Raw genomic sequence first — 25578 nt, 5'->3', positions numbered from 1 at the left:
TTATTAATAATGGATAAAGGGTAATTATATTAAATGCTGATGGTTATTCTATATATATTATTAATTAATGGGAGTGATTGTTATTATAAATTTTAAATGTCTGTTTCTTGATGACAAAGATGTAATTGAACAATATATAGATAAGGAAAACATTGAGTCATACGAGTACTTGTTTTCTTCACTTTATATGTGGAGAAAGCTTAATAATGTCAAATATGCAGTAATTAATGACGCATTGGTTATAGAAAAAAATGAGGAAGGCAAGGGTACATTCTATGCCCAGCCATTAAAATATGAAAAAGAAAATTTAACGGATCTTATAGATAAGCTTATTGAGAGAAATGAAAATTATACAGACAGAAACTATCTTTTCGGTGATGTAGATGAAAAGTTTATTGAGGATTTGAAAAAATACACAGATTTTAAAATAGAAGCAATTGAGGATGTAAATGATTTTGAGTATGTGTATAATACAGCAGACTTGATAGAGCTGAGAGGAAAGAAGTATCACGGAAAAAAGAATCATGTCAATTCTTTTAGAAAATCATACGAATATGAAATTAAAAAAATAGATAATGAAAAGGTAATAAAAGATTGTCTTGAGCTTTTGCATAGGTGGCACGAAGAAGTGGCCGTAACAGTTGATAAAGAAATGCTTATGGAAATTGATGCAATCAAGGACTTGTTCAGCGAGTTGCATTTTTTTGATTTAAAATCAATTGCAATATATGTGGACGGAAATCTAGCAGGGTTTGCTGTAGGAGAAAAGGTCAATGACAAAATGGCTGTTATACATGTGGAAAGAGGAGAAGTGATTTATAAAGGTGTATACGCATTTTTAAACAGGCAATTCTTGATGGAGAGCTTTGGCGACATAGAATTTGTAAACAGGCAGGAAGATACGGGAAATTTAGGACTTAGAAAAGCAAAGCGGTCATACCATCCCGTAAAAATGGTAAAGAAATATTTGATTAAAGTGAGCTGATAAAAAAACAGAAGTACATCGAGTATACTTCTGTTTTTAATTATGTTTAATTTTCTGTTGTGTCAGTAGGCATTTGGTTTTCGAAGTCAGGCATGTTTTGAGGCATTTCAGGGATATCTCCTTCGAAGTTGCCTGGTGCTTCAGGTCTGTAATTTTCACCTGTGCCGTTCATTTCAGGGCCCATACCTCTTCCTTTTCCTCCTGCGCCTCTTTGTCCGGGCATGAATGTTCCTGTGGATTCTTCTCCTGTTTCTGTTATAGACAACACAGATTTAGAAACTGTAAAATCAGCTGATTTAGTTCCGTTTGTATATGTTCCGTTTATAGAAAGACCATAATCATCAGTTTCAGTGGACGAGCCTCCCGTATACAGCTGGTACGCTGAATTCAGTTCAATATCCGGCGAACTTACCAAGAATGTCTGATAATTTTTGCTTGGCGCAAATGTAACTATGCTGTTTCCGTCTTCGTCAGAAATATTAGCTATTGTTCCGCCATTTTGTATTTGCGAGTAGTTAATAATAACGGAACTTTGAGAAGAACTATCTGATGGAGATTGAGCCATTCCAGCGCTTCCGGCTGCAATCAGCAGACCTCCTGAAATTTCAAATTTCTGATCGTAGTCCAGTGCACCGTTTCCGTTTGACACCGGACCGTTTACTATTACTGTTCCGCCGCTCATGTAAATTGAACCGTTAGCATCCAGCCCATCTCCGGAGGCATCAACATAAATTGATCCGCCTAAAATATTCAAACTATAATTTTCTTCAGATGAAAATGAACTCTGAGATGTTCTGCCGTTTATTGAAGAACCGTCGTTTCCGCCAGCAACATTTATGCCATCATCCGATGACTTAATTTTTATTGTACCGTCTGAAATATTTATATTTGCACTTTCAATTCCCTCATAGGACTTTAATATGTTTATTGTTCCTCCATCTATATTAATCGATGAATCTGCATGTATTCCGTCATCTTCAGAGGTTATATCAAATTCGCCGCCTGATATATCGATACTTTTATTTGAATGCAGTGAATCATCTGTTGAAGTTATTGTAAATTTACCTTCAATTACAGTTATTATATTTTCTGCTTCCATACCCTTAGCGCCTGAAGAAATAACAAGATTTCCACTTTGCAGGACTATATTTCCCAGGGCTTCATCCTCATCATTTGTAGACTTAATTCCATCTCCCTGTGAAGTTATTGTTATATCTGCATCTGACACTGCAAGCAGATCACGTCCTGTAAGTCCGTCATCAACTGAATTAACAGCAATGTTTCCGCCGGTTATTATTAAGTTATCTTTACCTTTAATACCGTTATTGTAATTAGCATTTACTGTCAATGAGCCAGGGCCGTTGATTGTAAGGTCACTTTTGCTGAAAATGGCAGCGTCTGGCTCATCTTCTTCACTAGATATGTTGTATGTGCTGCCGTCGGTTACGGTGTTTTCTGTATTTTCCGCCAGAGATATAATTGTTTTTCCGGAATTTTTTATATAAACCGGAGAATTATCGGAACAGTTTATTTCGGCGCTGTTCAATACAAGCCTTACTGCATTGTCGCTTTCGGAATCAACTATTATCTGTCCGTCATCAAGCTTTCCGCTTATAACGAATGTCCCGGGTGATTTAACGGTTATTATATTTCCATTTACTTCGGCACCGTTACCTTCTACTTCTGCCGATGAATCATTTAAAGTAATATAAATTGGATTTTCATCCTCCCAATCAGTGTAAAAATCATTTTCTTCGTATTCGACAATGTTATTGGACATTGTTTTTATGTTAAGTTGAACATTTGAGTTCTCAACATTATTTGCCGTACCACTTTCAGTGCTTTGATTTGCGCTGCAGGATGCAAGCAGTGCAGTACAAAGAATGAGCGCGATTATTTTTTTCATACTTCCTCCTATAATTCGTCATATTGAGATGAATACCTGCTTAAAACTATTGTAAGGTTTCCGTTTCGGCATCTTAAATCATCGATGAAATTTTTCTCTTCATCAGGATTATTAATAGATACATTGTAATGAAGTTCAAGCATGCTTCCTAAATTTGTTGTTTTTACTTTTTCCAGATTTACTGTCTTTGTATATTTTTCAAATAAATCATCAAATACATGTGTGTAATCTAAATCTTCAGGTATTGTAATTTTAAGGTTTCTATCATATATTTTGCTTTCGCCGAAGGATGTCTTGCTGAGAATTAGGAAAACAAGGCATACAATTAACGTGACGGCTATGGAAAATGTAATATATCCCATACCTGTGGCTATGCCTACGGCCATTGCAAAAAATATAAAGATTATTTCTTTTGAGCTTCCCGGCACGGATCGAAACCTGACGAGACTGAATGCTCCCATTACGGCAACGCCTGTTCCCAGATTGCCGTTAACCAGCATAATTACTATTTGTACAAGTACCGGCATTATTACCAGCGTGCTTATAAAGTTTTTTGAATATAATTTCCCTGACATGTATGTAAGGGAAATTATTAAGCCCAGCATCAGTGATACTGCCGTGCATATCATGGCATTAGATGCCGAAAGTGTTTCTATGGTTGTTGTATTTAAGATACTTGTAAACATTTATCTTTCCTCCGTATATCTGTTGAATTATTTGATTTGTTGTAGTCAAACAATTCTATATAGTTTTCTTTTACTATATCCTTGTAAATTGTTCCGTATTTTGAAAATGAAACCGGATATATTTTCAGCTGGGAAAGTATATTTGCAAGCCATAATGGAAGTGAACCGGGTATTTTTATTTCCATGAGGAATCCATTGATTTTCAGAGGATTTCCGTAATCGCCACTGCCTAAATTTAAATCGTGCAGCCTGCTTCGTATGTCCATATCAAATGTTATTCTTAAGGTTTTATCTTCCTTTCCAAACAAGGCCATTCTGTCATATGCAATAAATATTTTTTTATCCGGTTTGTACATCTTGGTGAAATAATCAATTTCTTTGAGTATTTGGTTTTTTTCCACAGGAATAATCCCGTGCTCCAGATAGTTTTCAGCTTCTTTAAGTGTAAGCTCGACCCTTCTTTTAAAAACGGTGTGATCATATTTTTTTTTCAGTTCGAGAAACACACTGTCATTATCATTAGGAATGCCGTAACTTCTTAGTCTCAGTTTTTCCTTGTAGGAAGGCTTTTCTATTGATTTTCGTATTAAATCAAAAGTATCGGTGTCGTAGTAGATATTACATATTGTGTGAATTCCATATTTATCAACTGTCATGTACGAATCAATCCGTTTTATGAATAAATTGAACTTTTTTTCGGGGATTAAATATTTTTTCTCAGTTCTTTTAAAAACATAATTGGTATTCATAGCAAACCTCCTTATGTATTTAAGTTAACTTTGTAATGTGTTAGAAAAGTGAAGGTAAAATGAAATAAATGTGAAAGTAAAAAATAAAAAATATAAAGAAACATGAAAAATTATTATTGACATAAAAAAATAATGAGGGTATAATCAATTTAATTCAAAGAGGTGTATTATGAAAAATTCATTTTTATGCGTACAATTACATCATCATCATAGGTGCAGGGTTTGTAAGTGATTTAATTTAAATTAAATTCACAGATACAAGCTCTATTAGTCGTTTTTTAAAGAGACTTGTATCTGTGGTGAATATATGAGCGAAGCCATCTGATATAAGTCAGATGGCTTTTTTAGTGTTAAATAACAAGGTTTCAATGATACGGCAGCATTTTAATTATGCAGCTGCGTGAGATTTTTATTTGCGGGGAGGAAAGAATGAACTTTTTAAATATTGAAGATGAAATGAAATATTTTAAGAAAATGTATGTATTGAGAAAAGAAATAGAGGATTACTTGTTCAATGAAGGATACATGAACATAGAGCCATCCATATTTGAAGAATATGATGAATTTACAGAAGTAAATTCAAGAATTGACAGAAAATCAACAGTGAAGCTGCTGGACAACAACAGTGATATTCTGATTCTGTCTCCGGACATAACCACAGGTATAATAAACAAATTTATGCCCAGATGGGAGTACGGGATGAATTTGAGAATTTTCTACTACGGAAAAACTTATAAGCACAACGGAACGGGAATAAAGGAAAACAGAGAAATGGGCGTTGAAATAATAGGGGAAAAAAATCAGAGCACAGATCAATATGTTCTAAGCACAGCCAGACAGATAATGAACATGTACAGCAGTGATTACCTGATTGAAATAGGAAACAGCAAGTTTCTTAAGGGAATAATGCAGGCATGTTCCTTTAAAAAAGAAGATTACGATAATATTTTAGACTTGCTGTATCAAAAAAATAAGCAGGAGCTGAAGGAGTATCTGTCAAAGTTGCCATACAAGGAACCTATGAGCACTCTTTTAAATATATTTGATTTGGAAGGAACCTTCGACGAGGTTATGGCGGAACTTGAAGGACTGTATTTGAATGATCTTATGGAGCAGGGGATTGAAGAACTTAGGACAATAAATGATTATATTAAAAATACAACTGACAAAATAACCTATGATCTTTCAATGGTTTCAGAACTAAGTTATTATGACGGCATAATATTCAGAGGATATATATACGGCTCTAACAAGGAAATTATTAAGGGAGGCAGGTACGATTCATTTACAGAACAATACGGGTTCAAAACACCTGCAATCGGGTTTACTGTGGAGCTTGATGAATTAATAAAGGTTTTGTACAAGGAGGAGCAGCAATGAGCTTGACAATAGCAATACCCAAGGGAAGATTAGGCAGCCAGGCGATAGAAATGCTGAAGTCAGCAGGTGTGGGAGAATCCATAGATGAAAAGTCTCGTAAGCTGGTTTTCAGAGACGAAAAAAGAGATATTGATTTTATACTGTTGAAAAATTCAGACGTTACAACATATGTTGAAAATGGAGTTGCCGACATAGGAATTTCCGGTAAGGACATGATAATGGAAAGCGGAAGCAACGTTTATGAGCTTTATAAAATGAATATAGGAGTATGTAAAATGTCCATTGCCGGTATAAAGAGCAAAAAAGTTTTTAAGGACGATACAATAATAAAAGTTGCAACAAAATTTCCGGATACGGCCAAAAAATATTTTAACAGCAGAGGTCAAAAAATAAAAGTTATTAAATTAAACGGTTCAATAGAACTTGCACCTATATTAGGTCTTTCCGATGTTATAGTCGACATAGTAGAAACGGGAAATACATTGAAAGCTAACGGGCTTGAAGTGATTGAGGATATGTTTGGCATAAGCGGTGTAATAATTTCCAACAAAATAAGTTATAAATTTAAAAGAAAAGAAATAAAAGAAATTATTGAATTAATAAGAAAAGAGGATGTATATGACAAGGATAATCGATGATAAGTATATAGAAAACTATCTGGCTGAAATAAGAAACCGTAATGCTCAGGATTATAATGATGTTTATAGCTCAGTTGAATGTATACTGGAAGATGTTCGCATTAACGGAGATGCGGCACTTAAAAAATATACCCTTGAATTTGATAATGTGAGCTTGGATAATTTGGAAGTCACCCAGGAAGAAATTGCGGAAGCCTTTGAGACAATTGATAGAGACCTTATGGCAACAATTGAAAAAGCAAAGAAAAATATTGAAGACTATCATATGAAACAAAAAATAAAAGGATATAAGTTCAAACCTGAAGGAAAGGACATTATTCTAGGACAATTGGTAAATCCAATTGAAAAAGCAGGTATATATGTGCCCGGAGGAAAGGCGGCATATCCTTCAACGGTGCTGATGAACGCCGTGCCGGCAAAAATAGCCGGAGTAAATGAAATAATAATGATAACTCCTCCACAGAAAGACGGTAAAGTTAAAGATTCAATACTTGTTGCCGCAAGAATTTCGGGAGTAGACAGAATATTCAAGGTTGGTGGAGCTCAGGGAATAGCTGCTATGGCATACGGTACGGAGTCAATTCCCAAAGTGTATAAGATAACCGGCCCCGGAAATATATATGTGGCAGCGGCAAAAAGGAAAGTATCTGGGTTTGTGGGGATAGATATGATTGCAGGCCCCAGTGAAATTTTGATAATAGCAGATAGCAATGCAGATCCAGAATTTATTGCGGCAGATATGATTTCTCAGGCTGAGCATGATGAGATGGCAGCATCAATATTAATAACTACATCCTATTCCCTTGCTTACAAGGTTCAGCAGCAGCTGGATGAGCAGGTAAGCAGATTAGAGAGAAATGAAATTATAAAAAAATCTCTTGAGAACCAAGGGGCAATAATAGTTACAGACAGCATAAAACAGTGCATTGACATTGCAAATGAAATTGCTCCCGAGCATCTGGAGCTTCTTGTTTCAAACCCGTTTGAAATATATAAAAGCATAAAAAATGCAGGAGCAATATTCTTAGGAGAATACAGCCCGGAACCTGTTGGAGATTACTTTGCGGGTACGAATCACACGCTGCCTACAAGCTCAACAGCTAAATTTTCTTCGGCTCTTTCCGTTGATGATTTCATTAAAAAAACATCGCTTATTTATTACAGCAGGAACGACTTAAAGGAAAATGCCGATGATATAGTGAGATTTGCAGAAAATGAAGGGCTTACCGGACATGCGAACGCCATAAAAGTAAGAAAACAAAAATGGTCATGAGAATTAAGTCAGATATTAAGTAAAGGTGGATATAATATGATAAAGCTAAAACCTAGCGTAGAAAAGTTACAGGCATACTTTGTAAATGACATACCCTACAGAGTCAAACTAGATGCAAATGAAGGAAGCAACTATCTGCTGGAAGGCGGATTTAAAATGGATGATTTTAAGCCCAATTTATATCCCGACAGCGATTCAAAGCTGCTAAGAGAAAAAATGGCAGCATACTATGGATGCAGAGCGGAAAATATAATGGCAGGCAACGGTTCAAGCGAGCTGATTAATGTTGTAATAAATGCCTACTGTGACAGGGGAGACAGAGTTGTAAGTTTTGTTCCTTCGTTCAGCATGTATCAGACATATTGTGATTTATGCGGAACAGAATATGTGGGAATCGATACAGAAATTGACTATACCCAGAATATAGACAAGTTAATAGAAACTGTTGACTTATATAAGCCGAAAATCGTGATACTCTGCACTCCAAACAACCCTACGGGATATGTTACTTCAAGGGAGGACATTATAAAACTTTTGGACAGTGTAAAAAATTCTCTTGTAATCATAGATGAGGCATATGCAGATTTTTCGGAAATATCGGTAATTGATTTAATAGACAGATATGAAAATTTAGTGGTGATGAGGACATTATCAAAAGCATTCGGACTTGCCGGACTGCGAGTTGGAGCAATGATTGCAAATGCAGAAACCATCAAATATATATGGAAAGTTAAAGTTCCGTACAATATCAACATATTATCCCAATATGCAGCGGAGATGGCACTAGAAAATATTGACAGGGTCAATGAATATATCAACAGTGTTAGAAATTTGAGAGAAGAGCTTGCGGAATCATTAAGAAGCTTGAATTTTACAGTATATCCGTCCGGTTCAAATTTCTTGTTCGTTAAATCACCTGTGGATAATTTATTTGAAAAACTTATGGACTGTGGAGTATTAATCAGAAAATTCAATTATAAAAACGGAGTTTTTAATCGTATAACCGTTGGTACTAAAGAAGAAAATTCAATTTTGATAGAAGAAATAAAAAAACTGACAGGAGGAAGCAAATGAGAAAAGGTTCAATAAAACGCAAAACAAATGAAACAGATATTGAAATAGCGCTTAATATTGACGGCGATGGAACTGCGGAAATTGATACAGGCATAGGATTTTTGGACCACATGCTCACGCTGTTTGCTTTTCACGGAAGCTTTGATCTTAAAATAAAGTGCAAAGGCGATTTATACGTTGATACTCATCACACCTCAGAAGATATAGGAATTGCTTTGGGGCAGGCTTTTTTAAATGCTCTGGGAGATAAAAAAGGAATTGAAAGGTACGGGTTTATGTTTGTTCCCATGGATGAAGCAATGGCTAGAGTGGTTGTGGATTTCAGCGGAAGGCCTTACCTTGTGTACAATGTTGCATTTAATAACAGCAGGTTGGGAACCATGGCTTCAGAAGACTTCAAAGAATTTTTCAGAGGTTTTTCCGGAAATTCGCTGACAACACTGCACATAGAGATGATGTACGGAGAAAATGACCATCATATAATTGAGGCCGTATTTAAAGCATTTGGCAGAGCTTTAAAAAAAGCGTCATTTTTAACTTCTGATAAATTGCAGTCAACGAAAGGAGTACTATAATGCATGTGATAATAGATTACGGAATGGGAAATCTAGCTTCAGTTCAAAGAGCCTTTGAGAAGCTTGGATTGGATGTAAAAATCAGCAGCAGTGAGCAAGATATAAGAAATGCAAAATCCCTTATATTACCGGGTGTGGGTGCATTTAGAGATGCAATAAAACTTCTTGATGAATCAAATTTAAGTTCTGTTATTAAGGAGGAGGTTGCAAAAGGCAAGTATATACTTGGCATATGCCTGGGAATGCAGCTGCTGTATGATAAAGGATATGAATACGGAACATATGATGGATTGGGATTAATAAGCGGAAGCATACAGTATCTGGATGTAGATTTGAAAATACCCCACATGGGATGGAATAATCTGAAGTTCAATCGTGAGGATCCGGTGCTGAAATATATAAATGAGGGTGAGTATGTTTACTTTGTGCACTCCTACTACGCTGTTTCAGATAATTCAGAAGTGCTTGCATATGCCGAATACGGGAAGAAAGTTCCTGCTATAGTCAGAAACAATAATGTTTTCGGAATACAGTTTCACCCTGAAAAAAGCGGAGAAACAGGTCACAATATTTTGAAGGCATATAAAGAAATAATAGAAAATTAATGATTGGAGAAAAATTATGATACTATTTCCCGCAATAGATATAAAGGATAATAAATGTGTAAGGCTTACTCAAGGAAAATTCGACATGGTAAATGTGTATTCGTCAGACCCGGTTGAAATGGCTAAAAAGTGGGAGTCTATGGGAGCCGAATACCTCCATGTTGTGGATTTGGACGGAGCTAAAAATGAAGGCTTTCAAAACAGAAAATCAATAGAGAAAATTGTTAAATCTGTCAATATCCCAATGCAGACCGGCGGGGGAATCAGAGATGAGGAACGAATTAAAAATTTGCTGGATGTGGGCGTGAAAAGAGTGATAGTAGGAACGATGGCAGTAGAAAATCAGCAGCTTTTGACAGAGCTTGCGGCCAAATACAAGGATTATCTAGCGGTTTCCATAGATGCTTTAAACGGCAAAGTTGCAACTAGAGGGTGGCAGTCCGTAGGAGATATTGACTCTGTGGATATATGCAAATTTTTGGAGTCCATAGGAATTAAAACTATAGTCTATACCGATATTTCAAAAGATGGAATGCTTTCAGGACCGAATTTTGGAGTGTATGAAGAGCTATCATCAAAAACAGGTCTGGACATAATTGCATCCGGCGGAGTCACCACAATTGCTGACATAGAAAAATTAAGCAGCATGAACATGTACGGAGCCATAATAGGAAAGGCACTGTATGATAACAGGATGGACTTTGCAGAGGCATTAAAGGCCGTAAACATATAACAGAAAGGAGCTATTATTATGCTTGCGAGAAGAATTATTCCCTGTCTGGATGTGCGAAACGGACGGGTTGTTAAAGGAACGAAGTTTAAAGATATTAAGGATGTAGATGATCCGGCCAGGCTCGGTAAGTTTTACAGTGATTCAGGAGCCGATGAGCTTGTATTTTATGATATAACCGCATCAAATGAGGAAAGAAAAACATCTCTGGAATTCGTAAAAAAAGTTGCAAATGAAATAAACATCCCTTTTTCTGTGGGGGGCGGAGTTTCTACCCTTGAAGATTTTAAATATATTTTGAGGAGCGGCGCAGATAAGGTTTCTGTCAACTCATCAGCTGTGAAAAACCCCGAATTAATAAAAGAAGCTTCTGAGCGCTTCGGAAATCAGTGCGTTGTCTTATCCATAGATGCGAAAAAGAATGAGGAAGGATCGTGGAGCGTATACGTTAAGGGCGGAAGAGAGAAAACTTTGCTGGATGCTGTAGAATGGGCAAAAAGAGGAGTGGAGCTTGGAGCCGGTGAAATTGTGGTTAACAGCATTGACGAAGATGGAATGAAGGGCGGGTATGACCTTGAGCTCTTAAAAAAAATAACAGACGCTGTGAATGTTCCGGTTATTGCTTCCGGAGGAGCGGGAAAGTACGAGCATTTTCTTGATGCTGTGAAATATTCAGATGCAGACGGTATATTGGCGGCTTCCGTATTTCATTTCGGTGAAATCAAGATTATGGATTTAAAGAAGTATTTAAGGGAAAACGGAGTAGAAATTCGGTTATAAATAAAAATTAAATTACAAAAATATAAGGTGGAAAAATGGATACAAATAAATTATCAGAAGAAATAAAATTTGACGACAACGGTCTAGTAGTAGCTGTAGCACAAGATTATAAAACAAATGAAGTACTTATGGTTGCGTATATGAACAAGGAAGCGCTTGAAATAACATTAAAGGAAAAAAGAACCTGCTATTATTCCAGAAGCAGGAAAAGCCTCTGGAGAAAGGGAGAAACATCTGGAAACATACAGTATTTGAAGGGCATTTACTACGACTGCGATGGAGATGCCATTCTCATGAAGGTGGATCAGATTGGAAATGCGTGCCATACAGGTGCGTACTCATGTTTTTTCAATAAAGTTTATGAGGAGAATGTTACAGATCAGGCTATTCTAAATAAAGTTTACGGCCAAATAATAAACAGAAGAGATAACCCCAAGGAAGGATCATACACAAACTATCTGTTCGACAAGGGTCTGGATAAAATTTTAAAGAAGGTTGGAGAGGAAACCAGCGAGGTAATTATAGGAGCTAAAAATAAAAATAAGGATGAACTTGTTTATGAAATGTGTGACTTAATTTATCACTCATTGGTTCTCATGGTTAATGAAGGAGTTGTGATTGACGATTTAAAAAAAGAATTGACGAAAAGACATAAATAATATTATATGAATTACAAATTTAATTATTTGACTCTTTAATTTATTTGATATAGAATTATAATTAATAACAGACTTACGTTTTTGAAACTTAAAGGGGGAAGATAATTGAACAGAAATCTTTTAGAAAAAATTAAAGAATCTCTGTCTTCGGTGCTTCCGATAACGGCTATTGTTATAATACTGCATTTTGCATTGTCACCCATGCCAAGAGGATTGCTTATTTTGTTTGCCATAGGTTCAATTATGCTGATTTTTGGTATGGGTCTTTTTACCCTTGGAGCTGATGTTTCCATGATGCCAATGGGAGAAAGAATAGGAGCGGAACTTACAAAGTCGCGAAAGCTTTTTTTACTTATTATTATAAGCTTTTTTATGGGATTCATGATTACTGTGGCCGAGCCTGATCTTCAGATTCTTGCCGAGCAGGTTCATTCCATTCCCAATATGGTAATTATAGGCACAGTTGCTTTGGGAGTAGGGATATTTTTAGTTATTGCAATTCTCAGAATAGTTTTTCAAATAAAGTTGTCTTATATTTTAATAGTTTTTTATGCAATAGCTTTTATTCTTGCATATTTTGCACCTAATGATTTTGTACCGGTTGCCTTTGATTCGGGAGGAGTGACTACGGGACCTATAACCGTACCTTTTATAATGTCTCTCGGCCTTGGTGTTGCAGCGGTTCGTGGAGGAATAAGCGCTCACGATGACAGCTTCGGTCTTGTAGCCCTTTGCTCTGTTGGACCTATTCTGTCTGTATTAGTTCTTGGCTTGGTCTACAATTCATCAGGGAGCTATACGGAAGTAGTTGTTAAGGATGTAAACAGTTTAAGAGAGGCTTTGGAAGCATTTGCACATGCTTTTCCCGAATATTCCAAAGAAGTTGCAGTAGCACTTGTACCTATAGTAGTAGCTTTTAGTATCTTTCAGCTAATATTCTTGAAGCTTCCAAAAAGTCAGTTGATTAAAATGACCGTAGGTATCGTATATACATATATAGGGCTTGTAATATTCTTAACAGGGGTAAATGTTGGATTCCTGCCCGCAGGAAATTATCTGGGCAGTGCGCTTGGGGCTATGGATAACAACTGGATCATTATTCCCATAGGAATAGTAATCGGATTCTTTATTGTTGCGGCTGAACCTGCAGTTCATGTGCTTAACAAGCAGGTTGAAGACGTAACGGGAGGAGCCATATCTAAAAAAGTCATGCTGTTTTCCTTATCAATCGGTGTTGGTATATCAATGGGCATAGCAATGCTGAGGGTTATAGAAGGAATAAGCATCTGGAATTTTATAATACCGGGATATGCAGCTGCTTTAATTCTTACTCTTATTGTGCCGCCTATTTTTACGGGAATTGCCTTTGATTCAGGAGGCGTTGCATCAGGTCCTATGACGGCCACGTTTATGCTTCCTTTTGCAATGGGAGCATCCAAGGCATCAGGAGGTAATGTTCTTACCGATGCATTCGGACTTGTGGCCATGGTGGCAATGACACCGCTGATAACGATTCAGATATTAGGTGTTATTTATAAAATAAAAATGAACAGAAATAAACGAGCAGAAGAAGAAATAATAGAAACAGCAGAAGCCGATTCTGATATCATCGACTTTGAAGGAGGTGCAGAGTAGTGGAGGATAAATGTGTGCCCGGCAAAATTAAGACACTTGTTACGATAATTGACAGAGGTAAGGGCGAAAAGCTTGCGGAGTTATTCAGAGAAAATAAAGTTGCATATAATATGATGCTTTTGGGTAAGGGGACAGCAAAATCTGAAATGCTTGACTACCTTGGCCTGGGGCGTACTGAAAAGGATATAATTATATCTGTGGGCAACGAAGAAAACATCAAAATTATATTGAACAAGCTAAAAGAAAAATTTAATCTGAGCGAACCGGGAAACGGCATAGCTTTTACGATACCTGTAAGCAGTATAGACAGTGCTCTGGCTTTAGAGTATATCTGCAGTCTTGCAGATAATAGAAAGGAGTAGGTATATGGCAGATAGAACAGATGCATATATAGATTTTGATTTGATAATTACAGTTGTTAACAGAGGGTTTGACGACGTTGTAATGGATGCTGCAAGGGAGGCCGGTGCAACCGGAGGAACAGTTCTTAATGCAAGAGGAACCGGAATCCATGAAGCAGAAAAGTTTTTCGGAATTTCCATACATCCCGAAAAAGATGTAATTCTCATACTCACAAAGCGCGAAGATAAAAAACAAATAATGCATGCCATAAGAAATAAAGCAGGGCTTAACAGAGAAGGAAAGGGTTTGTCATTTTCAATACCTGTTGAGGAAGTATGCGGCATTGTCCATATGAATGTTGATTTTAAAGATAAAAATGAAGATTAATTATATAGTGATATTTATAGTTTATAAGGGACAAAGAGTTGCCGATGGCAGCTCTTTTTAATTTTTTATAAGTGGATTGCTATTTTTTAGTTTCAATTAAGAAATTAATGGTAATATATAAATGTAGAAAGGTACTAATTATTAAAATTTGTTTTATAAAAAATTATAAATAAATTTTAAAGATTTGAAAAATATCACATTTCTATCACATTAAATGGGTAAATTCTAAATATGAAATCAATAATATATATTAAAAGTATGGGAGGAAAATATTATGGATGATGAAAGAAACTTATTCAATGAAAATAGCAGTTATGATAACAAGGAATATAACAGTAATGAGAACGGAATTAATTTTGTAATACCGTCTCCGGAAGAACCTAAAAAGAAAAAAAGAAAGAAAAATTTGTTTTTTAGGTATGTGGCTGTGGCGTTGGTTGCCGCTCTTATAGGAGGTCTGGCCGGAGGATATGGAGGCTATATGGCAGCAAGCAAGTTAAGCCCGGAAAGCAGCGTTACTTCGGCTTTGACTGCTCAGGATGTTAACATAAACCTTACTGATGATGTATACTTTGCGGTTGCGGTTGCGGAAAAAGCTCAGAAAACAGTTGTGGGAATTACAACAGATGTTGTCAAACAATATGACACTTTCTTTGGTCCTCAGACCCAGAAAGGGCAGAGCATGGGCTCAGGTTTCATAGTTGATTCCAACGGATATATTGTGACAAACTCTCATGTAATCGGAGACGGAGAATATGAAAGTATAACAGTCTCACTGATAGACGGAACTACTGAGGTAGGAGAGGTTCTGTGGTATGATACCGCGCTGGATTTGGCAGTAGTAAAAATTAACAGAACAGGCCTTCCGACTGTTGATTTGGGAGATTCCGAAGTTCTTAAGATAGGAGAGCCGGTTGTAGCCATAGGTAATCCGATGACTTTGGATCTTGAAAGAACAGTTACACAGGGTATTGTGAGCGGGCTGGACAGATCAATACAGTTTGAAAACGGAATAGTAATTGAGCCTTTGATTCAAACAGATGCATCAATAAATTCCGGCAACAGCGGCGGTCCATTGTTTAATGCCGAAGGTGAAGTAGTTGGAATCAATACGGCTAAGATGAGCACGGCAGAGGGACTTGGATTTTCAATTCCTATCAATATTGCTAAGCCAATAGTAGAGCAGATAATTAAGGACGGCAAGCTTTCCGCGGTATATATAGGTATTACTGGAGTAGATGTGGAAACATATGAGACAGCTTTAGGAATTGATGTTTCAGCAGATTACGGAGTTGTTGTAATTGAGACAATGGGCAATTCTCCGGCATCAGAAGCAGGAATTGAATCAGGCGATGTTATTACTGCAATAGACGGTGATAAGATAGAAAGCATGTCCGACTTAAAGAGAAATTTATATGAATACAAAGAAAATGACAAGACGGAAATTACATTAATCAGAAACGGGCAGGAACAAAAGGTAACAATGACTTTAAAGGAAAAGCCCGAAAATTTCAATAATTAATTTAAACTCTCCAAATAAAAAACAGGAAACTGAGTTTCCTGTTTTTTGCTGTAAAGAGTTTAATTAAAATGACGAATTTTTTTGCAATGCCTGAGGCCTGCTGTAAGGCTTTTTGCGCTTAAAATCAGGACAAGGCATACGACACCTATAAGAACAATGGTTCCTCCCGGCTTAAGCCTTTGGTAATAGGCGGTATAAAGTCCTGCCATCATAAAAAAAACCGCAAAGCAAATGGAATATATAACAGTTTGCTTGTAGCTTTTACCAAACTGCATAGCGCATGCCACAGGTATTACCATTAGAGATGATACTATAAGAGCACCTACGGTACGCGCGGCAACAGATACGGTTACGGCTGTAAGTATTGTAAAAATAAAGTTTATGGTTTTTACAGGTATGCCTGCAAGACGTGCCGATCTTTCATCAAAAGCAATATAAAACAGCTCCTTGTACAGAAGGAAAAATGATAAAATTACTGCACAGCTTATAATAATTACCAATATCATTTCAAAGTCGCTGATGGCAACTATGCTGCCAAACAGGAAGCTGTTAAAATTAGCCGAGCTTTTCACAAAGCCTGATAAAACGCCAGCAAGACCTATACCTGCTGACATTATAATTGCTATGGACATTTCGGCATATTTAGGGATTTTCTTTCGTATTGCTTCTATACTCAGCGCAGCAATTATGCAGGCAAGCAGGGAACCAAGAATGGGATTTATACTCATTACCAGACCTGCGGACACACCGGCTAGAGACGTGTGTGACAGCGCATCTCCAATCATGGAAAGACGTTTAAACACTACGATTATACCCACGCATGGTGTAATGACGGCAAGAAGTATTCCAACAACAAATGCACGTCTCATAAATTCATATTCTAAAATTGCTGCCATTTCCATCACTACCTTTCTGTACAGTATGAGTATGTTGCATGGGATGCTTATGCTTGTGAGAAAGTTCTTCTGCAACCTGTTCTTTGCCAAGCTCTACAAGAGACCCTTCCTCCAGGCATAGAATACGTGATACATAATTTGATGCCCGGCCTATATCGTGAGTGATCATTACAATTGTAAGCCCGGTTTTTCTGTTCAGAGAGTACAGCAATTCATATAAAGATTTTACTGTGCTGGTGTCTACTCCTGTTGTAGGCTCATCTAACAGCATTATCTCAGGATCGTTTACTAAAACCCGTGCTAGCATTATTCTCTGTCGCTGTCCGCCGGAAAGCTCACTGATCATGCGCTTGGAGTATGCTTCCATCCCTACAAGCTCAAGAGCTGGCATAACTTTATCTCTGTGCTTTTTTTTAGGAAATCGCATAAGCCCGATTTGTGAAAAAAGATTTGCCGTTACTATTTCCTCAGCAGTAGCAGGGAAACTGTCGGCAGAATGTATGCCGGATTGAGGTACGTAACCAACTTTTGGCCAGTCCTTAAAGTGAGATACATCCTGATTAAAAAGCTTGATGCGTCCACCAGTGGGGGCAAGTTCACCTAACATTATGCGCATAAGCGTACTTTTTCCGGTTCCGTTTGAACCTATAACAGCTACAAAGTCTCCCCTATAAACAGAGAAACCGATTTTTGTAAAAATCGGCTCATATCCGTAGCTAAAGCTTAAATTTTCGGCTTCTATTACTTTAGACATTCTGTCCTCCTTATTCTAAAGCTGATTTTAATGATTCCAGGTTTTGTCTCATAACAGCAAAATAGTCATATCCCGCTTCCCTCTGTTCGTCGCTGAGAGCTTCCAAGGGGCTCAGGACATCTGTTTCGGCACCGATAGAATCTGCTATGACTTCAGCTACCTTAGGGTTTACCAGCTCTTCAAAAAAAATCACATTTACTTGGTGTTCCTTGGCAAATTCTATGATTTCTGCTACTCTTGCAGGATCAGGTTCAGAATCGGGAGCCATGCCCTCTACTGGAACTTGGTTTAATCCGTAAGCATGACACAAATAGCCAAACGCTTGATGAGTTACGATGATATCCTTATTTTCAAGAGGAGAAAGTGTATCACTGAATTCTTTATCCAGCTCCTCTATTTCAGCTGCATACTTAGTATAGTTTGCTTCATAATAATCACTGTTATCCGGATCAGCCAGTATAAATGCATCTTTAATTTTCTCCATTTCAGCCTTTGCATTCATGGGATCAAGCCAGACATGAGGGTCAAATTCTCCGTGGTCGTGTTCCTCATCTTCATGATTCTCATCCTCATTTTCTGAATGTTCATCATGACTGTGGTCTTCCAGCAACGTCAAGCCTTCAGAGGCTTCAACTACAAGAAGCTTGTCGTTTTGTATAGATTCAAGAATATCTCCAACCCAATGCTCCATACCTGCTCCGTTATATATGAAGACCGAGGCTTTTTCAAGACCGACTATATCCGATGGGGTAGGCTCCCAGTTATGTGGTTCTGTTCCGTCCGGAACCATATTTACTGCTTTGATTTTATCTCCACCGATTTTTGAAGCAAAATCGTACATGGGGTAAAAACTGGCATATACCAAAAGTTTACCGTCATCGTCTGAATCGGTTAATTCTTGAGTTCCGCTACAACCGGTAAAAAGAGAAAGAATAAGAATCCCTATTAACAATAGGCTGCAAAATTTTTTCATTATTTAGTAACCTCCAAATATATGTAGTTTAATTATCAATCAAATAATTGCAACTAATTCGCATTTGCATTTATTATAATTTGAAATGATGGCTATGTCAATATTAATAATGAAAAGATTGCAGCAGAGTAATTAATTTTCATACTCAAATTTATAGCCTATCTTTCTTACGGTTACTATATTTTTATCATATTTTCCTATTTTTGAACGTAGACACTTAATATGAGTATCAACTGTTCTGTCATCTCCGAAGTAATCCCATCCCCATACTGTTGAGAGTATCTGGCTTCTTGTTAAAACAAGATTTTTATTATTAATCAGGTAGTACAACAAATCAAACTCCTTTGGAGTGAGAATAGCTTTTTCGCCATCTATTAAAGCAATGCGCTCTCTGTACTTAATGCATATTCCACCCACTTCTATATCCTGCATACTGTTCTGTGAAGTTCGTTTTAAAAGATTTTTTACTCTTGCAACCAAAATTCTTGGGCTGAAAGGTTTTGAAATATATTCGTCGGCGCCGGAATTAAAACCTGTTATTTCATCGATTTCCGCATCTCTGGCAGTAAGCATAAGTATAGGAACATCCGAGGTCTTGCGTATATATGAAGCAACCTGGTAGCCGTCCATTTTGGGCATCATTACGTCAAGTATTATAAGAGAAAAATCATATTCCTTATCAAATTTTTGCACTGCTTCTTCTCCGTCGCCGGCTTCAACTACACGGAAGCCTTCTTTAACAAGGTAGCTGGCAACAAGCTTTCTTATATTATTTTCATCTTCGACTAATAATATTTTAGTTTCCATATTAATCCTCCGCTTTTAAATTTATTTCTGAATTCTCAAGCTCAAACCAGAATTCAACTCCGTTTTCAAAATTTCTAACACCATACCGTTCACCGTGCATATCCATGGTTACTTTGACAATTGCCAGTCCCAGTCCGTAGCTCCCAAGACTGTTTCTTGACTTATCAGCTCTGTAAAAGCTTACAAAAATATTTTCTACATCTTCATCAGATATGTGATTACCGGTATTAAAAATACTAATTCTGCATTTATCATCTGAGATAGAGGTGGATACTTTCACGGAGCCTCCGGGATTGCAGTATTTAATTGCATTTTCGTACAGATTTTGAAATACCTGTTCAATTCTGAAATAATCTGCAAATACTATGCAGTTTTCAGAAATTTCCTTGTCAATTGAAATATTTTTTTCATTTGAAATTATTAAATTTTTATAAATTGTTGAATCAATAATATCATTTATGCTGAAATTGGACTTTTCCAATTTTATTATTCCAACCTCAAGCTGCGACAGTTTAAGAAGTTCCTGAACAAACTCGGACATTTTATGTGCTTCGTTAATTATTATATCAAGGTATTCCTTTTTTGTCGGCTCATCTATGTCCTTCATGTCGGTTAAAGCTTCCGAGTAACTTATTATTAACGTCAGAGGAGTTTTAAAATCATGTGATACGTTAGCTATGAACTGTTTTCGCATGTTATCGGTTTTTTCCTGTCTCAAAAGGTCATCCTTTAATTTTTCAACATAGTCCTGTAATTTGTCAGCCATGTTGTTTATGCTCACAGATAACAGCCCCACCTCGTCCATCGACAATACGGAGCATCTTTCTGAAAAATTCAGTTTTGAAATTTTATCTGCGATTACCTGCAGCTGTCGAATAGGACGTGTTGTTTTATCGGCAACAAAGTACATTATTATTGCGGCAATCAGCAGTGAAAAAAATGAAATTAACAAAGAATACTTTATGGCCGAATATGAAATGTCATTTATGAATTTTTTTGGGGTCTGCATTATGATATATGTGTTTTCTTTTATATTTGATAAAACCGTTATATTGTTATCCGGGCGTTCTGTTTCTATATTTTTAATGTAATATTTTGAGTTAGATAGCTCATTAAAAGCATTTTCGCTATAAAGCCTTTCTATCAGCCTTAAAATTTCATTGTCAAATGGACTCGTGGAAAAATATCTCTGCCTTGAATAGTATTCAATTTCTCCTGTTCCCGTTTTGGTATTCAAAGAAAAAATGCAAATGGTCATGTTTTGCACTTCATAATTAATTATTTCTTCAACAGTTTCGTTTAAATTTCCTGCTAAATATTTTGATTTTATGCTTTCAACGCCGCTTTTAAGACTGCTTATCTTGTCATTGGTATAAAGCTTGTCGAACATTGTGGTTCCAAGTATGGCAGATATAAGGACATTTAAAATTAACACACAAAGTATTGCTAAAAAAAGTTTGTTTTTTAAACTAAATTTCAATATCATACAACCCCTCGAGATTTATTGTACATTTTTTTTAAATATAATATACCACAAATGTGATAAAATAGTGAAAAAAAAAGAGTATTAATGTAAAATGGTTACCTTTGCCAAGGACATTTTATTTTAATACTCTTTATTACTATATATTAATCATCTAATCCAAATCTTTTTAAATCAGGTGAAACTATCAAATCAGCTTCTGTAGCTGCAATTACATCCTCAACTGTGGCTTCAGGACCCAGCTCTTCAAGAACAAGCCCTTTGTCCGTCACTCTGATCAATGCCATTTCAGTAACAATTATATTTACCTGATCCTTAGCAGTTAAAGGAAGTGTGCATTGCTTTAAAATTTTAGGCTTTCCCTTTTGAGTGTGAACCATTGATATAATAACGGTTTTCGCTCCTACAACAAGATCCATTGCTCCACCCATTCCAGGGACCATTTTACCGGGTATTTTCCAATTTGCCAGATTGCCTTTTTCGTCGACTTGCATTGCGCCTAATATTGTTGCGTCAACATGTCCTCCTCTGATTATACCAAAAGAGGTTGCGCTGTCAAAGAACATGCCGCCGGGGACTATTGATGAAGGCATACCGCCTGCATTAACAAGTTCCCAGTCTTCTTTACCTGATTCCGGCGCTGATCCCAGTCCCAGAAATCCGTTTTCGGACTGAAATGTGATATCGATTCCTTCAGGAATATAATTTGCCACCATTGTAGGAAGACCGATACCGAGATTTACAACATCTCCGTCGTGCAATAACTGTGCAACTCTTTTTGCTATAACTGTTTTTGCATCCATTATTTATCACCTCCGACAATGTAGTCAACGAATATACCGGAACACATAACATGATCAGGGTCTATTTCGCCTACTTCAACTATTTTATCAGCTTGAACTATTACTGTGTCTGCAGCGGTAGCCATCAAAGGGTTAAAGTTTTTCATTGTTTTATTAAAAACCATATTTCCTTTTTTATCGGCTATGGACGCTCTCAGCAATGCAACGTCAGCTTTTAACGGAGTTTCAAGTATATATTCTTTTTCGTCGATAACTTTCTTTTCTTTATCTGTTTCAGCTTCGGTTCCGATACCTGTAGGTGTGTAAAATCCGCCTAAACCGTTTCCGCCGCATCTTACTTTTTCTGCAAGGGTTCCTTGAGGTGTAAGGATAACTTCGGTTTCTCCGGAGTTCATTTGATTTGCTGTTTCAGGATTAGTTCCCACATGGGAAGCAATAATTTTTTTGAATTGTTTATTAACAACCATTTTGCCAACGCCTCTGTCGGGGAAACCTGTGTCATTGCAAATCAGAATAAGGTCTTTTACATTTTTTTCTACAAGGGCATCGATTAAAATTTCGGGAGTGCCGTTGGCCAGAAATCCGCCGACCATTACAGTCATGCCATCCTGGACTTTTTCTGCGGCTTCTTTCACAGAAATAATTTTATTAATCATACATACCTTCCTCTTGAATTTTTTTATTAATAGGAGGAATTAAGCGGCTGAACCGGTATATTACCTCCCGTCAGGCAAGGAAACCTTTCCAATTCTGACGAACGGCATCCTATTCAGCTGCCGTTTCCTCCGCTAAAAACTATCTTTCAACAAGTAATGCGGTTCCCATTCCTCCGCCTATGCAAAGAGTGGCAAGTCCTTTCTTGGCATCTCGTTTCTGCATTTCATATATAAGCGAAACAAGAATTCTTGCTCCGGAAGCTCCTATAGGATGTCCCAGTGCTATTGCACCTCCGTTAACATTTGTAGTTTCCGGATTCAGTCCTAAATCACGAGTTACTGCAATAGCCTGTGATGCAAATGCTTCATTTGCTTCTACAAGATCCAGGTCTCCAACAGTCCAGCCTACATTAGCCAAAGCTTTTTTAGTAGCAGGAATAGGTCCTAATCCCATTACTTTAGGATCAACTCCGGCTGAAGCGTAGCCTGAAATTTCACATAAATATTTAATTCCAAGCTCATCTGCTTTTTCCTTGCTCATTAAAATGAAAGCTGCTGCCCCGTCATTTATACCGGATGCGTTACCTGCGGTAACGGTTCCATCCTTTTTAAATGCAGGCCTTAATTTTGCAGTTTTCTCCAATGTTGAACCGTGTCTTGGAAATTCATCTGTGTCTATTACTATTGGGTCTCCCTTTCTCTGAGGTATTTCCACAGGTACTATTTCATCCTTAAATCTTCCGGATTTTTGCGCTTCTTCTGCTCTGTTTTGGCTTTGAACCGCAAATTTATCCTGCTCTTCTCTTGTTATGCCGTATTTCTCTGCAACATTCTCTGCTGTTATTCCCATGTGATACTGATTATAAACGTCAGTTAATCCGTCATACACCATGTAGTCAACAATTTTGCCATCACCCATTCTGTGACCCCATCTTGCTTTGGGAAGCAGGTAAGGAGCGTTTGTCATGCTTTCTGTTCCGCCGCATAATATAATGTCGCACTGTCCGCTTTCAACAAATTGTGCAGCCATGCTCACTGCTCTCAGTCCTGAACCGCATACCATATTAATTGTTAATGCCGGAGTTTCAACCGGGACTCCTGATCCCAGAGATACTTGTCTGGAAACATTTTGACCCAGGCCAGCACCTAGAACATTTCCAAAATATACTTCTTCAACAGCTGTTGGTTCGATTCCTGCCCTTTTAATTGCCTCTTTTGCTGCAATAACTCCCAAATCTACCGCTGACAATGGAGTCAGCGATCCTCCAAATGATCCTATCGGTGTTCTTGCTGCAGATACTATTACTGCCTTTTTCATAATCATCCTCCTAAATTTTTTTGCACTAAGATAAGTAGCAAATGTCATGCCATAAATAAAAGCATGTAAAATACTGTATTTAACATCTTAGAAACGTTAATCCATTAATTATCAATATGCAAAATTGCATATTTCACAAAAGCATTTATTGCAAAATTGCATATGGACTTGTATAATATAAGAGGATAGGTATGTATCTGTTTATTGTATCATACTGTCTAGAAAATTTAACTAAAAATTTTAATAATACGTATTTAAGGATAATAATATGAGAATTAAAAATGTTGATTTTACAATAGGATTTGTTATAACAGACACTAAATACAATATTTTATACTGCAATAATTACTTTAAAGCAAACATATGTAAGGTTAGTGGAGAAATTTTAAATAAAAAATTAACAATGTATTTTCATGATATAAAGGGCGATGAGGATCAGAATATTAGCTCTGTCAAATATATCGATAATTCTGTTTACTATGCTGTTCATAATAAATTTAAACTTTATGGAAATGAGCTGTCTCTGTTTTTCTTCTATGATTCAATTATAGGCAGTGAATTGGAAAAGCAAATTACCAGGCTAAGCAGCCAGAAATATTTATATAATGAAATGCTGAACAAGCTTAAGGACGGTATTTATATAACTGATGAAGAAGGTACAACAACCTATGTAAATGATGCGTTTCTTGATCTTTCGGGTTTATCCAGAGAACAGATAATAGGAAAGTCGGTTTATGATTTAAGAAAGCTGGATGTGCTGCCTAATTCCTGCTGTGCCAGAGTTATTGAAACAAATGGTCCCGTTTCTACAATAAACAATTATTACAAAGGCCAGAGGTGTTTGGTTTCCGGCTCGCCTATATTTGATGAAAACGGAAATCTCAGAAAAACCATAGCGGTTATAAGAGATGTATCAGAGCTGGATGTATTAATGAAAAATATTACTAAAGAAAAAAATTTGTTTATTGTTAATGGTGATTACGAGAATTTTGAAATTAAAACCAAGCTGAAAGAGCCTATTAATAATAATGAAAAAATGAAAAATATATACAATAAAGCTAAAAAAATTGCCAATGTTGACAGCACAATATTAATTTTGGGAGAAACAGGGGTAGGAAAGGATTTTATAGCAACGTATATATACAATATAAGCAAAAAGAATAAGGGTAAATTTATAAAAATAAATTGCAGCGCAGTTCCTGAACACCTGCTTGAGTCAGAATTTTTCGGGTATGAGGAAGGTGCGTTTACAGGAGCTCAAAAAGGGGGCAAAAAGGGTCTTTTCGAGGAGGCAAACGGCGGTATTCTATATCTGGATGAAATAGGTGATATGCCGTACACTTTACAGGTTAAGCTCTTGAGCTCCATAAATGACAGGATGTTTTACAGAATAGGAGGAACATCGCCTGTAGAATTTAGTGCAAGAATTATTGCAGCTACAAACGTTGATTTAGCACAGCTGGTTGAGGAAAAGAAGTTCAGAGCGGATCTGTATTACAGACTGAATGTGGTATCTTTTGTGGTTCCGCCCCTAAGACATAGAAAAGAAGACATCATTCCCCTTGCTCAGCAGTTTATTGAATATTTTAATAACAAGTACGGCAAAAACTGTTACTTTACTACTGGCTGCCTTGAAAGCTTTCTCGTATACGGTTGGCGCGGAAACATAAGAGAACTTAGGAATATAATAGAGCGTATGGTTTTAATAACAGACGAGGCGTCAATTGACAAAAAACTGTTCAGGGAACAGCTCTTGCTTAACAATTCGCCGGAAGAAGATTCTAAATTTATGTATGACGGGAAGACACTGAAAGACAAGCTTGATGATTATGAAAAAATTATAATAGAAACAGCCTTAGACAGTTCGAAAACTATGAAAGAGGCTGCTTTCAAGCTTGGAATAGATATTTCCACTCTGGTCAGGAAGAAGCAGAAACATAAAATGTAAAACAAACGAATTCC

At 36.8% G+C, this 25578-nt stretch carries 26 protein-coding genes; 15 read left to right on the top strand and 11 right to left on the bottom strand.

Annotated features, from left to right (window positions below; all coding sequences use genetic code 11):
* Nucleotides 1-73 precede the first annotated feature (73 nt).
* Entirely contained in the window at nt 74-985 is a 912-nt protein-coding gene (locus tag ACS3UD_RS13320) for a DUF2156 domain-containing protein (protein ID WP_440977632.1), read from the top strand.
* A gap of 46 nt (nt 986-1031) precedes the next feature.
* Here the strand turns inward: ACS3UD_RS13320 and ACS3UD_RS13315 are convergent, their stop codons facing one another.
* Genes ACS3UD_RS13315 through ACS3UD_RS13305 form a run of 3 tightly spaced genes read right to left on the bottom strand, consistent with a single transcriptional unit; the run spans nt 1032 to nt 4326 of the window.
* On the bottom strand, nt 1032-2891 hold the full coding sequence (locus tag ACS3UD_RS13315; protein WP_308139147.1) for a carbohydrate-binding domain-containing protein: 1860 nt from the start codon (nt 2889-2891) through the stop codon (nt 1032-1034).
* 8 nt (nt 2892-2899) lie between these two features.
* Nucleotides 2900-3577, bottom strand: a complete 678-nt coding sequence (locus tag ACS3UD_RS13310; RefSeq protein ID WP_308139148.1) for a DUF4956 domain-containing protein — start codon at nt 3575-3577, stop codon at nt 2900-2902.
* Nucleotides 3559-4326, bottom strand: a complete 768-nt coding sequence (locus tag ACS3UD_RS13305) for a polyphosphate polymerase domain-containing protein (RefSeq protein ID WP_308139149.1) — start codon at nt 4324-4326, stop codon at nt 3559-3561. The genes ACS3UD_RS13310 and ACS3UD_RS13305 overlap by 19 nt, the downstream gene beginning before the upstream one ends.
* A gap of 429 nt (nt 4327-4755) precedes the next feature.
* On the opposite strand from ACS3UD_RS13305, the gene ACS3UD_RS13300 reads away from it, so the two are divergent.
* The 13 genes from ACS3UD_RS13300 to ACS3UD_RS13240 all read left to right on the top strand — a co-directional run bounded on the left by ACS3UD_RS13300 (nt 4756) and on the right by ACS3UD_RS13240 (nt 15926).
* Nucleotides 4756-5706, top strand: a complete 951-nt coding sequence (locus tag ACS3UD_RS13300; RefSeq protein ID WP_308139150.1) for an ATP phosphoribosyltransferase regulatory subunit — start codon at nt 4756-4758, stop codon at nt 5704-5706.
* Nucleotides 5703-6344, top strand: coding sequence for an ATP phosphoribosyltransferase (gene hisG / locus ACS3UD_RS13295; RefSeq protein WP_213924072.1), 642 nt, complete (start codon nt 5703-5705; stop codon nt 6342-6344). Before ACS3UD_RS13300 ends, hisG begins: the two co-directional genes overlap by 4 nt.
* Nucleotides 6325-7617, top strand: a complete 1293-nt coding sequence (gene hisD, locus ACS3UD_RS13290) for a histidinol dehydrogenase (protein ID WP_308139151.1) — start codon at nt 6325-6327, stop codon at nt 7615-7617. The genes hisG and hisD overlap by 20 nt, the downstream gene beginning before the upstream one ends.
* Nucleotides 7618-7653: 36 nt before the next feature.
* Nucleotides 7654-8691: a histidinol-phosphate transaminase gene (gene hisC / locus ACS3UD_RS13285; RefSeq protein ID WP_308139152.1), complete on the top strand. Its 1038-nt coding sequence runs from the start codon at nt 7654-7656 to the stop codon at nt 8689-8691.
* On the top strand, nt 8688-9266 hold the full coding sequence (hisB, locus tag ACS3UD_RS13280) for an imidazoleglycerol-phosphate dehydratase HisB (protein ID WP_308139153.1): 579 nt from the start codon (nt 8688-8690) through the stop codon (nt 9264-9266). The genes hisC and hisB overlap by 4 nt, the downstream gene beginning before the upstream one ends.
* Entirely contained in the window at nt 9266-9871 is a 606-nt protein-coding gene (gene hisH / locus ACS3UD_RS13275) for an imidazole glycerol phosphate synthase subunit HisH (RefSeq protein WP_308139154.1), read from the top strand. The genes hisB and hisH overlap by 1 nt, the downstream gene beginning before the upstream one ends.
* A 16-nt stretch (nt 9872-9887) precedes the next feature.
* Nucleotides 9888-10604 carry a 1-(5-phosphoribosyl)-5-[(5-phosphoribosylamino)methylideneamino]imidazole-4-carboxamide isomerase gene (hisA, locus tag ACS3UD_RS13270; RefSeq protein WP_308139155.1) on the top strand — a complete coding sequence of 239 codons (717 nt, stop codon included), beginning with the start codon at nt 9888-9890 and terminating at the stop codon, nt 10602-10604.
* Nucleotides 10605-10622: 18 nt separating this feature from the next.
* On the top strand, nt 10623-11381 hold the full coding sequence (gene hisF / locus ACS3UD_RS13265) for an imidazole glycerol phosphate synthase subunit HisF (RefSeq protein ID WP_213924066.1): 759 nt from the start codon (nt 10623-10625) through the stop codon (nt 11379-11381).
* Between the two features lie 35 nt (nt 11382-11416).
* Nucleotides 11417-12040: a bifunctional phosphoribosyl-AMP cyclohydrolase/phosphoribosyl-ATP diphosphatase HisIE gene (hisIE, locus tag ACS3UD_RS13260; protein WP_308139156.1), complete on the top strand. Its 624-nt coding sequence runs from the start codon at nt 11417-11419 to the stop codon at nt 12038-12040.
* Between the two features lie 105 nt (nt 12041-12145).
* Nucleotides 12146-13675, top strand: a complete 1530-nt coding sequence (locus tag ACS3UD_RS13255; RefSeq protein ID WP_308139157.1) for a DUF1538 domain-containing protein — start codon at nt 12146-12148, stop codon at nt 13673-13675.
* Complete coding sequence (locus ACS3UD_RS13250) at nt 13675-14037, top strand: hypothetical protein (RefSeq protein ID WP_308139158.1); 363 nt, start codon at nt 13675-13677, stop codon at nt 14035-14037. Before ACS3UD_RS13255 ends, ACS3UD_RS13250 begins: the two co-directional genes overlap by 1 nt.
* A 4-nt stretch (nt 14038-14041) precedes the next feature.
* Nucleotides 14042-14404, top strand: coding sequence for a P-II family nitrogen regulator (locus ACS3UD_RS13245; protein ID WP_308139159.1), 363 nt, complete (start codon nt 14042-14044; stop codon nt 14402-14404).
* A gap of 274 nt (nt 14405-14678) precedes the next feature.
* Complete coding sequence (locus ACS3UD_RS13240) at nt 14679-15926, top strand: S1C family serine protease (RefSeq protein ID WP_308139160.1); 1248 nt, start codon at nt 14679-14681, stop codon at nt 15924-15926.
* 59 nt (nt 15927-15985) lie between these two features.
* Here the strand turns inward: ACS3UD_RS13240 and ACS3UD_RS13235 are convergent, their stop codons facing one another.
* The 8 genes from ACS3UD_RS13235 to ACS3UD_RS13200 all read right to left on the bottom strand — a co-directional run bounded on the left by ACS3UD_RS13235 (nt 15986) and on the right by ACS3UD_RS13200 (nt 23616).
* Nucleotides 15986-16828 (bottom strand): metal ABC transporter permease, encoded by an 843-nt coding sequence (locus ACS3UD_RS13235; RefSeq protein ID WP_308139161.1) that lies wholly within the window; start codon nt 16826-16828, stop codon nt 15986-15988.
* Nucleotides 16800-17576: a metal ABC transporter ATP-binding protein gene (locus ACS3UD_RS13230; RefSeq protein WP_308139162.1), complete on the bottom strand. Its 777-nt coding sequence runs from the start codon at nt 17574-17576 to the stop codon at nt 16800-16802. Before ACS3UD_RS13230 ends, ACS3UD_RS13235 begins: the two co-directional genes overlap by 29 nt.
* Before the next feature lie 10 nt (nt 17577-17586).
* The gene (locus ACS3UD_RS13225) at nt 17587-18549 is read right to left on the bottom strand and encodes a metal ABC transporter substrate-binding protein (RefSeq protein ID WP_308139163.1); all 963 of its coding nucleotides are present in this window, start codon (nt 18547-18549) and stop codon (nt 17587-17589) included.
* Between the two features lie 132 nt (nt 18550-18681).
* Nucleotides 18682-19356 carry a response regulator transcription factor gene (locus ACS3UD_RS13220; protein WP_308139164.1) on the bottom strand — a complete coding sequence of 225 codons (675 nt, stop codon included), beginning with the start codon at nt 19354-19356 and terminating at the stop codon, nt 18682-18684.
* Nucleotide 19357: 1 nt separating this feature from the next.
* Nucleotides 19358-20842, bottom strand: a complete 1485-nt coding sequence (locus ACS3UD_RS13215; protein WP_308139165.1) for a sensor histidine kinase — start codon at nt 20840-20842, stop codon at nt 19358-19360.
* A gap of 143 nt (nt 20843-20985) precedes the next feature.
* The gene (locus ACS3UD_RS13210) at nt 20986-21642 is read right to left on the bottom strand and encodes a 3-oxoacid CoA-transferase subunit B (protein ID WP_308139166.1); all 657 of its coding nucleotides are present in this window, start codon (nt 21640-21642) and stop codon (nt 20986-20988) included.
* Nucleotides 21642-22298, bottom strand: a complete 657-nt coding sequence (locus ACS3UD_RS13205) for a CoA transferase subunit A (protein ID WP_374049897.1) — start codon at nt 22296-22298, stop codon at nt 21642-21644. Before ACS3UD_RS13205 ends, ACS3UD_RS13210 begins: the two co-directional genes overlap by 1 nt.
* A 139-nt stretch (nt 22299-22437) precedes the next feature.
* Nucleotides 22438-23616 (bottom strand): acetyl-CoA C-acetyltransferase, encoded by a 1179-nt coding sequence (locus ACS3UD_RS13200; protein ID WP_308139167.1) that lies wholly within the window; start codon nt 23614-23616, stop codon nt 22438-22440.
* A gap of 268 nt (nt 23617-23884) precedes the next feature.
* On the opposite strand from ACS3UD_RS13200, the gene ACS3UD_RS13195 reads away from it, so the two are divergent.
* On the top strand, nt 23885-25564 hold the full coding sequence (locus tag ACS3UD_RS13195; RefSeq protein WP_308139168.1) for a sigma-54 interaction domain-containing protein: 1680 nt from the start codon (nt 23885-23887) through the stop codon (nt 25562-25564).
* Nucleotides 25565-25578 lie beyond the last annotated feature (14 nt).

This window comes from Sedimentibacter sp. LTW-03 (assembly GCF_052059825.1).
GTDB lineage: Bacteria > Bacillota > Clostridia > Tissierellales > Sedimentibacteraceae > Sedimentibacter.
Note: the sequence above shows the minus strand (reverse complement) of the source record. Positions and strands in the feature narration are given on the sequence as shown.

Excerpts from the sequence above, each read along its gene's own strand:
- ACS3UD_RS13200 (WP_308139167.1), bottom strand. The coding sequence starts at position 23,616 with ATGAAAAAGGCAGTAATAGTATCTGCAGCAAGAACACCGATAGGATCA.
- ACS3UD_RS13235 (WP_308139161.1), bottom strand. The coding sequence starts at position 16,828 with ATGGAAATGGCAGCAATTTTAGAATATGAATTTATGAGACGTGCATTT.
- hisIE (WP_308139156.1), top strand. The coding sequence starts at position 11,417 with ATGGATACAAATAAATTATCAGAAGAAATAAAATTTGACGACAACGGT.
- ACS3UD_RS13240 (WP_308139160.1), top strand. The coding sequence starts at position 14,679 with ATGGATGATGAAAGAAACTTATTCAATGAAAATAGCAGTTATGATAAC.
- hisH (WP_308139154.1), top strand. The coding sequence starts at position 9,266 with ATGCATGTGATAATAGATTACGGAATGGGAAATCTAGCTTCAGTTCAA.
- ACS3UD_RS13220 (WP_308139164.1), bottom strand. The coding sequence starts at position 19,356 with ATGGAAACTAAAATATTATTAGTCGAAGATGAAAATAATATAAGAAAG.
- ACS3UD_RS13195 (WP_308139168.1), top strand. The coding sequence starts at position 23,885 with ATGAGAATTAAAAATGTTGATTTTACAATAGGATTTGTTATAACAGAC.
- ACS3UD_RS13205 (WP_374049897.1), bottom strand. The coding sequence starts at position 22,298 with ATGATTAATAAAATTATTTCTGTGAAAGAAGCCGCAGAAAAAGTCCAG.
- ACS3UD_RS13305 (WP_308139149.1), bottom strand. The coding sequence starts at position 4,326 with ATGAATACCAATTATGTTTTTAAAAGAACTGAGAAAAAATATTTAATC.
- hisA (WP_308139155.1), top strand. The coding sequence starts at position 9,888 with ATGATACTATTTCCCGCAATAGATATAAAGGATAATAAATGTGTAAGG.
- hisD (WP_308139151.1), top strand. The coding sequence starts at position 6,325 with ATGACAAGGATAATCGATGATAAGTATATAGAAAACTATCTGGCTGAA.
- ACS3UD_RS13300 (WP_308139150.1), top strand. The coding sequence starts at position 4,756 with ATGAACTTTTTAAATATTGAAGATGAAATGAAATATTTTAAGAAAATG.
- ACS3UD_RS13310 (WP_308139148.1), bottom strand. The coding sequence starts at position 3,577 with ATGTTTACAAGTATCTTAAATACAACAACCATAGAAACACTTTCGGCA.
- ACS3UD_RS13225 (WP_308139163.1), bottom strand. The coding sequence starts at position 18,549 with ATGAAAAAATTTTGCAGCCTATTGTTAATAGGGATTCTTATTCTTTCT.
- hisF (WP_213924066.1), top strand. The coding sequence starts at position 10,623 with ATGCTTGCGAGAAGAATTATTCCCTGTCTGGATGTGCGAAACGGACGG.
- hisG (WP_213924072.1), top strand. The coding sequence starts at position 5,703 with ATGAGCTTGACAATAGCAATACCCAAGGGAAGATTAGGCAGCCAGGCG.
- hisB (WP_308139153.1), top strand. The coding sequence starts at position 8,688 with ATGAGAAAAGGTTCAATAAAACGCAAAACAAATGAAACAGATATTGAA.
- ACS3UD_RS13210 (WP_308139166.1), bottom strand. The coding sequence starts at position 21,642 with ATGGATGCAAAAACAGTTATAGCAAAAAGAGTTGCACAGTTATTGCAC.
- hisC (WP_308139152.1), top strand. The coding sequence starts at position 7,654 with ATGATAAAGCTAAAACCTAGCGTAGAAAAGTTACAGGCATACTTTGTA.
- ACS3UD_RS13315 (WP_308139147.1), bottom strand. The coding sequence starts at position 2,891 with ATGAAAAAAATAATCGCGCTCATTCTTTGTACTGCACTGCTTGCATCC.
- ACS3UD_RS13215 (WP_308139165.1), bottom strand. The coding sequence starts at position 20,842 with ATGATATTGAAATTTAGTTTAAAAAACAAACTTTTTTTAGCAATACTT.
- ACS3UD_RS13230 (WP_308139162.1), bottom strand. The coding sequence starts at position 17,576 with ATGTCTAAAGTAATAGAAGCCGAAAATTTAAGCTTTAGCTACGGATAT.
- ACS3UD_RS13245 (WP_308139159.1), top strand. The coding sequence starts at position 14,042 with ATGGCAGATAGAACAGATGCATATATAGATTTTGATTTGATAATTACA.